This window comes from Atopobium deltae (genome assembly GCF_001552785.1).
Lineage (GTDB): Bacteria > Actinomycetota > Coriobacteriia > Coriobacteriales > Atopobiaceae > Atopobium > Atopobium deltae.
Map to the genome: position 1 here is coordinate 89853 of NZ_KQ959516.1, position 14627 is coordinate 104479.

13 protein-coding genes, 1 tRNA gene and 1 pseudogene are annotated in these 14627 nt (G+C 52.0%); all 15 read right to left on the reverse strand.

All coding sequences use genetic code 11. The features are described 5' to 3' along the window. A partial coding sequence (locus HMPREF3192_RS05610; RefSeq protein WP_197414581.1) for an inorganic phosphate transporter occupies window positions 1-341 on the reverse strand: 341 nt, incomplete at its 3' end. Between the two features lie 194 nt (window positions 342-535). Beyond that, window positions 536-1750 (reverse strand): annotated as a pseudogene (locus HMPREF3192_RS05615) (aminotransferase class I/II-fold pyridoxal phosphate-dependent enzyme); the annotation flags it as partial. 150 nt (window positions 1751-1900) lie between these two features. Further along, a tRNA-Thr gene (locus tag HMPREF3192_RS05620) sits at window positions 1901-1976 on the reverse strand. Between the two features lie 55 nt (window positions 1977-2031). Next, entirely contained in the window at window positions 2032-3222 is a 1191-nt protein-coding gene (locus HMPREF3192_RS05625; protein ID WP_066306280.1) for a 2-thiouracil desulfurase family protein, read from the reverse strand. 129 nt (window positions 3223-3351) lie between these two features. Then, window positions 3352-4203: a hypothetical protein gene (locus HMPREF3192_RS05630; RefSeq protein ID WP_066306284.1), complete on the reverse strand. Its 852-nt coding sequence runs from the start codon at window positions 4201-4203 to the stop codon at window positions 3352-3354. A gap of 110 nt (window positions 4204-4313) precedes the next feature. After that, window positions 4314-4895, reverse strand: a complete 582-nt coding sequence (locus HMPREF3192_RS05635) for a hypothetical protein (RefSeq protein ID WP_066306287.1) — start codon at window positions 4893-4895, stop codon at window positions 4314-4316. 134 nt (window positions 4896-5029) lie between these two features. Next, the gene (locus HMPREF3192_RS05640) at window positions 5030-5806 is read right to left on the reverse strand and encodes an NYN domain-containing protein (RefSeq protein WP_066306288.1); all 777 of its coding nucleotides are present in this window, start codon (window positions 5804-5806) and stop codon (window positions 5030-5032) included. 58 nt (window positions 5807-5864) lie between these two features. Continuing rightward, window positions 5865-6419, reverse strand: a complete 555-nt coding sequence (locus HMPREF3192_RS05645; protein ID WP_066306289.1) for a hypothetical protein — start codon at window positions 6417-6419, stop codon at window positions 5865-5867. Window positions 6420-6428: 9 nt separating this feature from the next. Next, complete coding sequence (locus tag HMPREF3192_RS05650) at window positions 6429-7544, reverse strand: NAD(P)-dependent oxidoreductase (RefSeq protein ID WP_066306291.1); 1116 nt, start codon at window positions 7542-7544, stop codon at window positions 6429-6431. Between the two features lie 97 nt (window positions 7545-7641). Beyond that, on the reverse strand, window positions 7642-8637 hold the full coding sequence (locus HMPREF3192_RS05655; RefSeq protein WP_066306295.1) for a DegV family protein: 996 nt from the start codon (window positions 8635-8637) through the stop codon (window positions 7642-7644). Next, the gene (gene hpf, locus HMPREF3192_RS05660; protein ID WP_066306297.1) at window positions 8630-9217 is read right to left on the reverse strand and encodes a ribosome hibernation-promoting factor, HPF/YfiA family; all 588 of its coding nucleotides are present in this window, start codon (window positions 9215-9217) and stop codon (window positions 8630-8632) included. Before hpf ends, HMPREF3192_RS05655 begins: the two co-directional genes overlap by 8 nt. A 341-nt stretch (window positions 9218-9558) precedes the next feature. Beyond that, a complete protein-coding gene (locus HMPREF3192_RS05665) occupies window positions 9559-10791 on the reverse strand; it encodes a substrate-binding periplasmic protein (RefSeq protein ID WP_066306299.1) in 1233 nt (410 codons plus the stop codon). 431 nt (window positions 10792-11222) lie between these two features. Then, window positions 11223-11930: a ComF family protein gene (locus HMPREF3192_RS05670; RefSeq protein ID WP_066306301.1), complete on the reverse strand. Its 708-nt coding sequence runs from the start codon at window positions 11928-11930 to the stop codon at window positions 11223-11225. A 225-nt stretch (window positions 11931-12155) separates the two neighbouring features. After that, a complete protein-coding gene (locus HMPREF3192_RS05675; protein WP_082715682.1) occupies window positions 12156-13409 on the reverse strand; it encodes a CPBP family intramembrane glutamic endopeptidase in 1254 nt (417 codons plus the stop codon). 51 nt (window positions 13410-13460) lie between these two features. Next, complete coding sequence (locus tag HMPREF3192_RS05680; RefSeq protein ID WP_231723379.1) at window positions 13461-14624, reverse strand: TatD family hydrolase; 1164 nt, start codon at window positions 14622-14624, stop codon at window positions 13461-13463. Window positions 14625-14627 lie beyond the last annotated feature (3 nt).

Sequence of the window (14627 nt, forward strand, 5' to 3'; positions counted from 1 at the left end):
AAAACCCAAGCGATCGAAGCCCAAGTCACAATGCCCACCGTAGCAGCCGCCAGCGCAATAAGCGCCGCGTGTGAATCGCCACCGAAGTCCACCATGCCACTCATCGTATCGGCAACAGCAGTCGATACCAACGTCATACCGATAAGACCGATGAAGTTGCAAACGACACTCATAAAAATAGCAGCATCTACATTAATTGCTCGTGTGCCAACTGGCTCGGCAATAGCATTTGCTGCGTCGGTGGCACCATTGACAAAAATGGTACCGAGAACCAAGAACATGACAATGGCCAAAAATGGATTCGTTTGGACCATTGCCCAAAATTGCTCAATACTTATCATGCGCTACCTCTCGTAAGGACACGTCGTGCCCAAGTACAAGACCCGTATTGAGTGTACGGTATAACGGGAAATGAAACAAGCCAAAAAACAGGCCGCGGCGTGCAAAAACGCAGTTATTTACAACAACTGCAGCGGCTGTAGCAGTGGCAACAGGCTCAGCGGCAAACGACTGACCGCCCGATTGCGCTTCGCGCTTACTGATGATAATAGCTTAGGAAGTCCGCGATCTTTGCCATGGCCTCTTGCAGCGTCTGCAAACGTGGCAAGAAGACGATCCTGAAGTATCCTGGCGTTTCCCAGTTAAAGCCTTTACCGTGCACGATGAGGACTTTTTTATCTCGCAGCAAATCAAGGGCAAACTGCTCATCGTCGGTGATATTAAATTTCTTGGGATCAAGTTTGGGGAAGGTATAAAAGGCCGCCTTGGGCTTGATGACACTGACGCCATCAATCTCCTTCAAGCTATTGTACACATATTCACGCTGCTCATAAACACGGCCGCCAGGAACCAAGTAACCTTCAACGCTCTGGAAGCCGCCGAGCGCGGTTTGTACGATGGACTGCGCGGGCACGTTGGAGCACAGACGCATGTTGGAAAGCATGTTGATGCCCAAAATAAGGTCGCTCGCCAGGTCTTTATTGCCCGAAAGGCTCATCCAACCAATGCGATATCCAGCGATCATGTGCGACTTTGACAGGCCATTGTAGGTAATGCAAAACAGATCTGGTGCAAGAGACGCAATCGAGGTGTGCTTCTCGCCATCCATAACCAAGCGGTCGTAAATCTCGTCCGACAAAATGATGAGCTGGTGCTCACGCGCAATCTCGACGATCTCCTCGAGCAGCTCGCGCGGATACAACGCGCCCGTGGGATTATTCGGGTTAATAATGACAATTGCCTTGGTATTGCTCGTAATTTTAGAGCGGATGTCGTCAAGGTCGGGATACCAGTCGGCCTTCTCGTCACACAAATAGTGCATCACCGTGCCGCCCGCAAGCGTAGCACACGCGGTCCACAGCGGATAATCGGGACTAGGGATCAAAATTTCGTCGCCAGCATCGAGCAACGCCTGCATGGTTAGATTAATGAGCTCCGAGACGCCATTGCCCGTATAAATGTCGTCCATACCGACATTGGGAATGTGCTTGAGTTGGTCATATTGCATGATGGCTTTGCGCGCCGAGAAGAGCCCGCGGCTTGCGGAATAACCTTCCGTATCGGCCAGCTGGTGGCGCATGTCTTCGACCACCTCATCGGGCGCACGAAAACCAAAGGGTGCGGGGTTGCCAATGTTAAGTTTGAGCACGTGCATACCATGAGCTTCCATGCGATTGGCTTCATCCACTACAGGTCCACGAACATCGTATAACACATTTTCGAGCTTGGTTGATTTTTTAAATGTTCGCATAGCGCACCTTTCGTTTTGCAATTGCGGCGGAACACAGCTGTCGCGTAGCGCACCCGTACAGGTAGCGCACCTTCCGTTGAAAGCACTGGCCCTGCAAGGCGAGTTTGTAATAAGGTCAACGACACCATGTGTCGTTGACCTTTACTTTTCTGGAGCCAGCTGTCGGACTCGAACCGATGACCTCCGCTTTACGAGAGCGATGCTCTACCAACTGAGCTAAGCTGGCGTGCGTCTTGTAACTATACGTATAAATTGCAGTTTGCGCAAGGGGTTTTCATAAACTACAGCATTCGTAGCACGCCACACACAAGGCGTTCAAAATCCTCGGAGCGTGCCTCGGCGACCTGACGAATGCTCTCGTGCGAAATCTCGGATGCGCCCGCTTGGTGCGCAACGAGCGTCAGGCCTAGCACGTGCATCCCGAGTGCGCGAGCCATAATCACTTCGCAGGCAACCGACATGCCCACGTAACTTGCGCCACTACGGCGCAGTGCCTCGATTTCGGCAGCCGTCTCAAAGCTGGGGCCAAGCGTTTGTGCAAGCACACCTGTTTGCAGCTCAATACCCAGATCCTCTGCAATACTCTGCGTCAAGCTGCATAAATAGGGTGAGTACGCTTCGCGCATGCTGATAAAAGCGGTGGGGAGATCACGCAAGGTGTGCGGATCCGCCAAGGGGTTTATTCCCGTCAGATTTATATGATCGCTGATAATGCCCAGGCCGGGATGGGCGTTACCTGCAATACCTGCGGTCGCGCAGGCAAAAATAATGTCACGGCAGCCAAGTTTATGCGCATGACGAACTAAAGACACCACCTCTGAGACTGTATATCCCTGGTACAAGTGCAGACGACCTGGATACACCACCACGGGAACCTCATCAATGGTACCTATGGTTGCCTCAAAGACCTGCCCAGGCTGAGCGGGCGCACCTGCAGGAAATCCATCGATATCGGCATAGGCAATTCTGCGCACGGGTGTGACCAAGTGCGCAAGATGCGCCAAACCAGTGCCCAAAATGATCGCCACTGGATGCTCCACCGAAGGTTTTATGGTCGCGAGTGCCTCTTCTGTTACCACACAAATCCCCTCCTCTTTAAGGAGTTGCGTCAATATTCCATCCCCAAAAACGAGCGTGCCCGTATGCGTACCATCATAGATCTTCGACACGCCACAGGAGGGGCTTTTTGCTTTGAGAATCGCTATACGGGCGCCACAACGCCGTGCGCGTTCGAGTTCTTTACGGGCGCCTGTCAAAAACGCTTGCGTGACATCGGTGCCATCCTTCAGAAGGATTGCGTCGCCGAGGCGCTCTGCTGGCGGACGCGGCGTCGAAAGGCCCGCCGTCACCTCGGGGCAAATGGCACAGACCTCAGTTTTTCGCGCAAGCTCGCGGACTTCTCGGCTGGGCTTTGCAGAACCATCAAAACGGCAGGGCACGCCCAACAAACATTCGCTGATAATAACGCGCATGCTGCGACCCTTCTTTCAAACATGCTTGCAAAGATGCTTTTAAAGGCGCTTTTCAAAAAAGGAGATGAGAACCCCGTCGGCTCTCATCTCCATACTAATCAAAACTGGTATGCGGGCAAGTTATGCGTGCTACGACACCAAAGTCGAGATCTGAATGCTTGCCTGAGACAGACGCTCATTGACAAACTTGCTCCACTTTGCGTTAGCGTCGCCCATCTTGCTGGAGTACTCCTGGTACGCAACATAGTAGGCAGCCTGAGCCTGCGCATAGCTGGCGGAAGTGGCGGTGAACTTCTGATCCTTCAGAGCCTTGTAGTACTTACCATCGGTCTTTGCCCAGGTACCCTTGTTGGCATCCCACTCATCGCCGAGAAGACCAATGATGTACTTGCCGTATTCTTCTGTTGCGGCATCGTTGTTGCCATCTTTGGGCTTGTTGGGAGCAGCGGGTGCCTGCACATCAGCAGTCTTGACAACCGAGTTGTAGAGCTTCTTGACACGAGCTGACTGGCCGATGAGCTTTTTGACCTGCTCTTCGGTCATGGAGTACTTAGAGGCGATCTGCTTCAAATCCTTCGTCTTGAGGGTCTTCTCAGCATACTGCTGAATGTCCTCATCGGTGACGTTGATTTTTGCTTCGTCGCAAGCTTGAGCCAAAATCTTGTTACGTGCGACAGCCAGCACCTTATCGGCACCAGGAACAGTATAGACGCCATCCTTATTCTTGGCGGCCTTCAGCGAGGTCGCTGCCTCAATGGCTTCGCGGGCCGTAATCTTTTCGGTCTTGTTCTTATAGGTAAGCGTACCAATGGTGGTATCAAGCTCGTTTTCTTTGAGCGTGATCTTGCCATTTGCCGAACCCGCCGAACCGAAGAAGAAGCGACCGATTGCCCAGCCAATGGCCAGAGCAACGATTGCCACAACCAAAACCGTCCAGAAAGGTACAGTCTTTACGGCATTTACTGCTTTTTGATTATCCATAGTGCTCTTTCACTTTCTCGAGGACACAAATACGGTCTTAGACTAACACTAACTTATTTTTGAATGGTGCAAAAAGCGTGTAGGTAAGGTAAACGGCTTTTTATCTAGACTTAAGGCTGTTTTAAAGATGTACCTGTTGCTGCAATAATATTTTCGGAATAGGTTTTTATGTAGCCGTCCGCAGTTTGCGCATCAAACTTTACGCGGTCGATGAGCGCCTGGCGGGTCGCTGGAGCAATGTTGCCTTGCGCAAAATCGACCAGACTGCTTAACATGTCGCGGTATTCGGCATCCCCATGAAAGCACTGGATTGCCTCATCAAGCAGGGGCCAGATGCGCTTAGAACGCGCGGGTGTGGTTGCGGCAAGACGGGTAAGCATGCGAAACGCGCTCAGGCGCACCGTTGCCGATGTTTCATCAAAAAGAGCATCCTCTGCTGCACCGAGTGCCTTCGCAACAACATCAGCATGCTCGGAGCATGCCAACGTCAGGATATCCATAATTTCCCAGCGCGTCTGCGCCTCGGACACCTTGAGCGCTTTAACCAGCACTTTAAGGTGCTCACACACCACATTTGGATCCTCTTTTGCAGCAAGCGCAAGTTCATGTGCAGCTTCTTGACGCTCACGACGACTTGCACCAACAAGCAACTCGACGAGCATGCCAATATGCTCAGCCGAAACGTCTGACATGCCAAACCCCTTTCACACAAGCTTCTGTGTTGTATCGCGCTAGCCGGATCGCTAGTCGACTTGTTAACTAGATTGCTAGCCGACCTGTTAGCTGAATCGCTAGCCGACTCTCTACCATTTCCTCTTTATTATTACTACTCTTTGAAGCCGTCGACAACCGCCGTACCGCTCCTTTTATCGATATGCATCTTGATAAACCCGAGCGAGCTTGCTTCGTGCAACAGCTGTGTAAAGTTGCCATAGCCATAACTGCGCTCCGAGAATTGCGGGCGTTTGCGGCGCATGGTGCTCTTGAGCTGCGATGCAAAGATGGAAGAGTCGCTTTCGCCTTGTACGGCATCAATCGTCTCGAACAACAGCTGATAGCAGTCGTGTTTCTCGACAGGCACTTTGCTCGTGAAGTCAGGAACGCGGCCCGAGCTCATAATATCTTCGTAATAGATGAATTCGTCGCAATTCTCGGCCAGTAACGAACTCGTCGAAGGATGCATGCCCACGCCGATGACCTGCTTGCCAAACTCTTTGAGCTTCGACACCAAGGGCGAGAAGTCCGAGTCGCCCGAAAGGATGGCAAAGGTGTCGATGTGCTCGCGATTCAGGCAGGTGTCGACAGCGTCCACGGCAAGGCGAATGTCCGCCGAATTTTTGCCCGTGTACGCGCGATCGGGGATTTCGATAAGTTCGATGCCGAGTTCATGCAAGGGAGTGATGGCTGGTTCGAAGCGCTGCCAATCGCAGTAGGCGCGCTTGACCACAATTCGGCCCTTATCGACCAGGCGCTCGAAAATGCGCTTGATGTCGGGCTGCGGGCCTGGCTCCTGATGGCCATTTTTCTTTCGCTTGCCCGTGCCTAATGCAAGGTTCTCATAGTCGATAAACACGGCCATGGAACTTTGAGTTGAATCATTCACAAAAACTACCTTTCAAAAGAACCCTTTGCAGGCCTTGCGCTTGCAAAGGGTGTACGTATTACGATTTTGATTTGGATGATGCAGCAGACTTTGATTTGGATGCTGCGGCCGATTTGGGTTTGGGTGCTGCGGCTTTGGATGCAGACGCAGATGTGCTGGTCACAGGACTCTGCGCCGTGCTTATGTACTCTGGTTTGGGAGCCTTGCCCTGTTTATACTGCTTACGTGCATGACGACGTTTGGCTGCCTGCGGGTCAGATGCAGCAGCAACATGGCTTTTGTTGACCTTAAAATACTTGTCGAGCACCTTCCATGGACCAATGGACTCACCGAAGGCAATTTTAAAGCCTGCCATACCGCCTGCTAAAATACCGAAGAAAAATCCCGTCAGCGTCGACCATCCCAAAGTCCATACTAGCGACGATAGAAAAATACATCCAACAAACCATCCAAGGTTTGCAAGAAAATAATCGCGACGAGTGACGAGCTTGTAGCCCCAGATCTCGGCCATATGCTCACCTAAGACGGCACCAAAAATAAAGAGAAGAATCGCGACAATTGCAACACCAAAACTAATATTGCTACCCGCGGCTTGCTGTACTGGATCTGGCACTAACACTCCTTATGCATCACAGGATTTGTTGTCTGTGTCGCAGCCACGGCTGGCACTGGCATTGTCGGTGTCACAGTCGCAGCTGGCGTCAGCTGTATCGGTGCTGCAGTCACAACTATTTTCGTCATCGGTGGTGTCGCCACACTCGCAGCTATTCTTGGAATTGTGCTTCTCACAGGCCTCTTCGCGAGGATCGATCTCGTGCTTGTAATTCGACCAATCAAGTCCTGCGGCTACCCCATCGGCCTCTTCTGCATAAAGCAACGAGATCGCTTGGGTGCCTAGGCGCGAACCATTGATCTGACAGAGCATGTCGTACAAGGTGTAAGCAACCTCAGTTCCAGGAAGGGTAATGTCCAACTCTTCAGCTTCGTCCAGCGCGAGCAGAATATCTTTGCGCATATGCTCGGACAAAAATCCTGGGCGATAATCTCCGTCTAAAATTTTTGGCGCAAAATCATGCAGCGCACGCGATGAGCCCATACCAGAATCAACCATCTCCACCATTTTTTGGCAATCGAGCTTGCCAAGCTGCGCCAATGCAAGCGCATCGGCCATGCCAACCATGCATGAGGCCAGCGAGACCTGGTTGCAAAGCTTGGCCACTTGACCCTGCCCTGCCCCGTCAAAGTAAAATATACGGCTCGTGAAGCAGCTCAGGAGCTCAGCTACGGGCGCGGCTTCCCCCTCAGAAATGCCCGCAATGCCCGTCAGTGTTCCTGCTTGTGCGCCTGCTTGTCCGCCCGTTACAGGACAATCAAAAGCATAGAGCCCCAGCTCTTGTGCGGCGGCGTGAATATCACGCGCAAGCTGAGGGGACGAGGTTGTCAAATCGATGAGCCACGTACCCTTTTTTGCTGCTCTGAGCAGGCCGTCTTGGGCAAGATAGGTCTTCTCGACATCGGAAGGATAGCCGACCATGGTAAAGATGACATCAGCATCCACAGCTGCAGCGGCCGCTGAGTCTGCCCAGGTCGCACCATGCTCTACAAGCTCGTCAGCCTTTTGCTTGGTGCGGTTGTACACCGTCAGCTCGTAGCCATGATCCATGATATGTTGCGCAATGGGCGTGCCCATAATGCCCGTGCCGATAAAGGCAACGCGATGTATGTTTGTAACAGCCATGCCTGCTCACTTTCTTGCTGTAACCTTGCGGTATTGGTAGTGCACTCGTGCCTAGCGACGCATGCCGTCAGCACGTGCACACGTGCAATGCGTGCCCTTAACGCTCGCGCCTAATTTTGCGTGCAATGCGGTCCGTCAAAGAGATCTTCTCGCGACGGTCGCTGCCCCAAAAGACCAGTGCCACCATGCCAGGACCAACGTGTGCACCAATAACAGGTCCAATGTGACTTCTAATGATGACAACATCCTCGCACCCAGGCTCTTTGCGAATTTCCTTCTCGAGCCAATCGCCGTCCTTATCGGCATCGGCCGTGGCAATTGCGATGGGTAGGAAGGGATCGCGTGAATAATTTTCACGGAAATCTTTGAGAATAGCGCGCAGAGCCTTCTTGCGACCGCGGCACATGCCACACAAAGTCAAAGAACCGTTGAGGTCATATGAAAGCTCGGGCTTGATGTCGAGCTTGCTGCCAACATGAGCAGCTGCAGGAGGAATGCGCCCTCCCGCAGCTAGCGTATCCAAGGTATCGAGCGTGAAGTAGCCCTGAATAAAGTAACGAGCATCCTGAGCCCAGTTATACAACTCTTGCGCCGAAAGACCATTGCCCGCTAGGCGCGTCACTTCAATCGCCAAAAGCTCGGCTGCCGCTGAAGGGCAGAGATTGTCCAAAATGTACAGCTCGAAGTCAGGATACTGATCCTTGATCATCTGAGCTGCTTGGCGGGCGGCATCAATGCTTGACGAAAGACCACCCGTCATGCCCAAGTATAGGGTCGGCACGCCCTTTTGAGCGGCACGCGTAAACACGTCAAGGTAGCGACCAGGCGTAACGGCCGAGGTTGTAATACGAGCTCCCTTGCGCATATGGTTATAAAACTCCTGCGCACTTATCGTCTTGTAACTGCCGTCAAAATGCTCGACGCCATCCATCACATACGGAAACTCTATGACCTCTACGCCAAGCTGCTCGGGGACGTCGGGCGCAAAGTCGGCGCAGGAGTCCACAATAATGTGACAGGTTTTGTGCGCATGAAAGTGCTTAAAATCATTGCCAACAAGGTTAATAAGTGATGCTGTTTTTTCTTTACTCATGCAGTTCCTCAATCTTGGGCTTAATAATGCCATAACCGCCATTATGACGACGATATACGACATTGATCAAGCCTGTTGTGGCATTTTCGAATACATAAAAATCATGGCCGATAAGATCGGTTTGTACGAGCGCTTCTTCCTCGGACATCGGCGTCAAGTCGATGATCTTCTCGCGAACGAGCTCATCATCTACGGGTTCGAGAAGATCAGCGAAATCGGACACCTCATGTTCTGAAGCAGGAGCTGCTGTGCGCTGGGATGTGGTGCGCTGACGACGATCGATGATGCGGGTCTTGTATTTGCGCAGCTGGCGGGTAACTTTGGATGCAGCTTCATCAATAGCGGCGTACATATCGCTGTGAGAAGAGATAACACGCACGACATTCTCGCGCACAAACACAGTGACTTCTACCGATTGCGATTGTGCAATAGAGGGATTTTTATCGACACGCAAGACCACGTCGCACGACATTGGTGAAATATCAAATACTTTAAGCGCAGAACCAATTTTTTCTTGCACTGCTTGGCGCAAAGCCTCGGTAACCGTAGTTTTACGTCCGGATACTTTGATATCGACCATAAGTGCCTCCTCGGTTGTAGGACTACCCACCTTGCGCCGCTCGTGGGGTGCGCTGGCTGCGGACGTTGGCTGCTTGTTGGCACGGCAAATCAGCTACGTCACGTTGCACGCACCTACATTGTGCACAAGGTACTTATTCATAGTAATACCCTAAAGCTCTCTGCGTAAAACTTTGGAGGGCAGTGCGACGGTTAAAAGGTTGCTATGGCTACGCAAACGTTGGTCGTAAAAAAACGTTGATAGCACAAGACGCTCTTGCAGATTTGGGATTGCGTCGGTTGAGTTTGCAGCGCTTGAGTTTGCGGTCAAACGGCTCTTGACCAAGCCCCCCCTACAATCCCCTATTTAATTTTTGCAGCGTTTGAGCCCGCCGTTGAGCCGTCACCCGAAGACGGAATTGTTACCGCACCATTGTTGCCCGTTTGAAGCGATGGTATGTTTGATGGCTTTGCTGACGAAGAGGGTGTTGTGCTTGTATTCGCAAAACTTATGCCTTCTACCTTGGTCTTCTCGGATAAGGCCATATCGGCACCGAGCCAATAGTGGGTAATGTATCCCAGGATGCCATTGTTCGAAACGGTCGAAACAGCCGTGTCGAGCGCCGCCTTCAGGGCTTCGTTGGACGATAAGACCGCCACGCCCCGATGCTGTGGCGTGTCCAGCGTGCCTGCAAACGAAATCGTTTTGTGCTTGCGCGCCAGCACAAAACCAGGGCGCACATCGCACAGAGCGTAGTCGATGCTGCCATCGGCAAGCGCTTTAAAAATGCTTTCGATGTCGGCAAATTCTTTTTGCTCCACCTGCAGAGAAGAACTACCCAAGAGATTTTTGGTTGCCGAATCAGCCTGCACACCAACCTTTTTTCCTGCAATATTAGACGCTTTTGCGATGCCTGTGGGCGCAGCGGCATCTTCTGTGGCGGATGGGGTTGTTGATTGCGCGGTCTTCTCGTCAGATTTTTGGGTGTCCGCAGGTGGCTGCTGGGCGCCCGTGGATGGTTGCTGAGTGTCAGATTTTTGTTGGGTTTTTGCGAAAAAACCTGTTGCGCCTGCAGTGTACTGACCAAGCACCGAAATGGCAGCCTCGCCCGACTGCTCGGAGCTCTTTTGCTGCTCGGCATTCATGACAATATCGCACTGCTTGCCTAGCGCTTGGGTGCTGGGGACATGCACAAATTTTACCTGCAAGCCTAGGTGATTTGCTAGAGCGCAAGCATATTCGATGTCGATGCCACGATTGGTCTTCTCGTCAATCTGGCTAAAGTATGGCAACACTTTACTGGACGAAGTGAGGCCAACCGTTAAGGTTCCTGGCTCTATAAGGGCCTTGTCATCGACCTTGGGAGTTAACGATTTGATTTTTTGATCTTGTGCCTGTTGCACGGTAGTGGTCGTAATGGTTCCCACAACAGGAAGAGAACAGCCGCACAAGCCGCAGGCGAGCATTACACTCGCAGATGCAAGCAGGGCGCGGCGAAGCGTTGCGTGCTGATTTTTACACGTCTGAGCATTTTTGCTCTCTTGAGCACTTTTGTGCACATAACCACCCCTCTTAGAACATGCTGTCTTTGCCATAGTACAATCCTTCATGCCCATACAAGGTGCCTTTCGTTAGCTGACCTGGTATTTGACCCCACACTCGCATACTGGCACGTTTGCTTGCATATCCCCTGGCTGGCCTTGTGGCTTTGCCTGAGGTATGCGCACGACTAATGCTCTCGTTCGCAAGGCCCTATGCCTTTATTCAAACGAACGGTACGACTTACTTCTAGGACGAGCCATGCTCGCTTAACGAGGCGCAGCAAGCTGCAACCCGCTAAACTTACGTGGATCCTTTTGGCCTCGTCTGCCTTGGACTAGGATGTGTGTAGAGGCACATCCGCAACCACAGCCTAGCGAAAGACGCATTCATTATATCAGCGCTACCCAATAGAACGCCAGCGAAGAGCTGCGAATATTCGCGACTGCCTAAAAGCAGCGCGCAAGTGCTGCGGTTATCGTCGCAACTACCAGACTCTAGAAAAGGTACACCCAATAATTTTTTTAACACCTTTATAGCACAAGGCTTGTGCTGCGGCACGCATGCTCGCCCCCGTCGTCAGGACGTCGTCGATTAAGAGCAGCTGTGCACCGCAAACATCACTCGCAAGGCTAATGCTGTTTCTCAGGTTGATTTGGCGTTGCTGTCGAGAAAGTCCTCGCTGGTCAGCGGTCTTTTGTTTATACAGCACATCGACATACGGAATCGATAAAAACTCGCTTAAGGCGCGTGCCACCAACTCCATATGATCAAACCCACGACGCATATATGCTTTTTGTGTTGCGGGAATAAAGCTGATCGCATCGAGCGAAGAGAGCTGAATACGTCCCCAGCCTGAGGCTTCATCCAACGAGCACGCCATGGCGGCAGCCATAACAGGAGCAAGACGTGTTTCGTGCTCATCCTTTAAGGCGCTCACCATATGAGCCTGCCAGCCCTCAAATGAGGTGCTGCACACCACACTCGAAAATTCTTCCCAGTGTTTATCGCATGCTGTGCAGCACAGCCAGCCATAAGGCGCACCGCAGCTGCGGCAAGCCCAACGTTGATTTATCCATTTGAATTGTGGTCGGCATGCGCCGCACAGCAACTCTCCTGGCCTGTTGCACGCAATGCAGCGTGTAGGCCACATAAGTTCAGCACTTTGTTGTATAAGCTCCTTCCATAGCGCCATAGACGCTCCTTTGAGGCGGTTGTTCACAGGGCCAGTTGCCGAGAGAAGCTCTTAGCAGGCAACAGCGCCGCTGCTACACGAACTTCTCGACAGCACGGTTGGTATAGATGGAGCTTAGCAGGAAACTATGCGCTTGTAAGCCTAAAACCCCAATGGTCAAGCGTGAGTAAAACAGGGTCATTTATCTGGAGTTATGTGCATTACACGTGAGGTGTTAGATTTGCGCTATGCGTTGTTGGATGCGTCGGATCCGGAGTTGGATTCTGTGTAGGATGACGCCTCTGTTACTGGGCTCGACGTCACAGCCGCTGACGCAGGCACCGTCACAGCTCCTGGCGCAGACGCTGGCGTATCAACTATTTGTTTGACCTCGGCAGGAGTATGCAACGCTATAAACTGCTCTTCGGGAACAGCGGCGCCCGCAGACGTAAGCACCATATCCGAAAGCTCCCCTTCGAATATACTCGTGCGAGAAAACCAGCTCACGTACGGCAAATGCCTGGTGTGATGTGCAAAACGCCTAAAGGCATGCACCACAATGGGAATCTGCAACACAATAATGACTACATAAAATATAGTTATTGCAAACCCTTGCGAACCAGTTTCGATATAGCTGGGCTCTAGCGACTGCTGTATAAGCGAGGGGCCGGCAAGCAGGAAAAAGTCCCATAAAAAGTGGAGAAGAGCAGCGCCCCAGAAACTTTTATACTCCAAAGCAAGTGCCGAGAAGAACAGTGCGAGCATGCCTGTTTGTAAAACTTTGAGCGCATATTGAGACAAAACGAGCGGCGTTATACGATCTGTCGGCGTGAGGTGCATCAACCCAAAAATTAGGGCCGAAAGCATAATCGAGGTATAAAATCCTGCTTTTGTTTTACTATAACGGCTCAAAAATCCTCCGACGACAATGCCTCGAAACATTGCCTCTTCCGAAATGCCTACAAAGATGCACAGGATACATACTTCCAGTAAAATCTGCGGCCAATTACCCAAAATAGCACCACGATAAGAAAGGATTTCGCTCAACGAAATTCCAAGCTGTATGAGCGCCAACGCTAAAAAGTACCAACTATGCCTAAGCGCATGCAGCAGATCAATTTTTTTAAGAGCCAGTGAGCGCCAACCACCAAAAATTGCCATGAATCCAAAGGTTATGACAGTCGTTATCGCAAGAACGAATATCATCGCCACATTGCCCTTGGGAATATAGATATGCGCAAGACTCAAAAGTTTAGCAATTCCAATACTGAGGAAGGCCGAGCCAAACTGAATACCAAAAATTGCGAGAATTGACCAGGTAAACGTAAATTTACGGCGTGGTTCTATGACCACATAGCGCTGACTCTGTTGGGGTTCGTGCTGGTCAGCTGATTGTTCGTGCCGTCCGTCATACTGGGCGTTGCACTGATCATTGCTGGTATCTTGCACGGACTCGTGCGAAGGCGTGGCACCAGAACTCATTACGGTATCAGAACTCATTGCGAAATAAACATCCAATCTGGCTTACAAGCCTATCCACAAGCTGCTTAATCACGCTAAGCCAAGCGCAAAAAATCTGTGGGCGTTATCCCACAAAGCTTGATACGTACTGTGCTTCGTGATGCCCGTTTGTTCTTCTCGCACACGCGCAAGGTGTCCAGCGGTAAAGCCAACCATTGCGCTTTCACACTCGCGACCACGAACAGGTACGGGAGCCATATAAGGCGCATCCGTCTCCGATAAGATCAAATGCTCGGGGCACGCTGCTGCAGCCTGACGGATCTTCTGGGAACGTGCAAAGCTACTTGCCCCACCAAAGGCCACGTAGATGCCCTTATCGGTAAAACGCTGCATCGTGGGCGCATCCTCGGTAAAGCAATGCAGCTCGCAACGCAAAGGCGCGACGTTCTGCGCGCGGGTTTGCGTCGCCCGCTGTTCAAGCAGCTCGTACACCAGATTATGCGCGGATTTTGTTTGATGCTGAGCATCGTTGCGCACGTGCAACTCAACGGGAAGCTCATACGCACGGGCGAGCATGAGCTGGTCGAGAAGGGCGTCGGCTTGCACCCCAGCATCAAGGCTGTTATACGGGCCAAAATCAATGCCGATCTCGCCCACGCCACGGCAGCGGGGGTTTGTCAAAAATGCCTGCATCAACACGCGAGACTGCGTCTTGTCGTGCATGTACTGCGCCGCTCCATACGGATGCACTCCTGCAACCACGTAGACTGCATCGAGCAATGCGGGCGCGCTTTCGTATCCCGCAAATGTTGGCGGCATCAGACCTTCGTTCGCGCACAGTTCCAGCAGCTTATGCGCATCTTCGATTTGCGCGTCGATCCACGAAACGTAGGCTGCTGGGGTTGCAAATTTAGAGGGAATTTCGTCGAGAGGATCGGCGGGGCTGACCAGCACACGAACCCCCGCAAGCGCAGCGCGGGCAAGCGCTACCGATGCACTATGTGTTCGCAAGCAACTGAGATGGCCGTGCGTATCGACAAATGGTGCTGGGGATGTGGGGATCGCGCAGATTCGATGCTTCTTATCGACAAATAATGCGCCGCCAACAATGCCTAGAGTTGCACAAATGCCTTGCGTTTTGACCATGCGCCATAAGGCGGCACGCTGTTCGGCAAGACGTGCGCTTGAAGCCTCCCAAAAATCATCGGGCAGGTTATTGGGCAGCTGCATCGATGTTTCCGCAGGTGTTTCCACAGC